The sequence below is a fragment of the Alteromonas salexigens genome (assembly GCF_025628895.1).
GTDB lineage: Bacteria > Pseudomonadota > Gammaproteobacteria > Enterobacterales > Alteromonadaceae > Alteromonas > Alteromonas salexigens.
The window spans coordinates 1-612 of sequence record NZ_JAOTJC010000014.1; the positions used below are offsets into that span (position 1 = coordinate 1).

Here is a 612-nt window from a genome sequence, read left to right on the forward strand (position 1 = left end):
GCCCTACCTCTTGCCGGCCTTCAACGGCGTTGGGACGTTCAGAAATATGTCGTTTATCTGCCAGGCGACCACGACTGTCGTACGCTTTATAGCGCTTGCGGCGACGCTTTAAGGATTGTCTCAAACACTGCCACAGGTCACCTCCAGCCGCTTTATCCCGCCAGATGTATTGATAGATACTCTCGTGACTGACGCACTTATGACCGTGGCGTTTCAGGAAGCCTGCTATTTGCTCTGGACTCCATTCATAACCTAGTAATACCCGAACCAACACAAAGTCTGACTCGGTCAGCTTTAACCCACTACGACTTTTACGTCGCCGCACTCGCGTTCGGCGCTGCGCTATTGGAGGTCGGTAAGCCCCATCAATACCCCAGCAGGAATTACGTTTTACTTCGCGCCAGATTGTTGTGCGATGCCTGCCCAGCGCCGTCGCTATCTGAGGAACAGACAACCCTTGCTTTCTGAGCGCAGACAACATATACCTTTCATTCTCGGTGAGCTGTTTGTACTTCATATCATTTACCTTCTTGCCGGAAAGAAAATGGAGAAGTAACGATAGCTCACCGTTTTAATTTTTGGGCGTGTTGCAGTTACTATATGAATTCGGGG

At 50.2% G+C, this 612-nt stretch carries 1 protein-coding gene; it reads right to left on the reverse strand.

The annotated features are described in order from the left end of the window. Positions 1-517 (reverse strand): IS30 family transposase (locus OCL06_RS15585; protein WP_262996252.1); only part of this gene is annotated, 517 nt, incomplete at its 3' end. Positions 518-612: the final 95 nt, after the last annotated feature.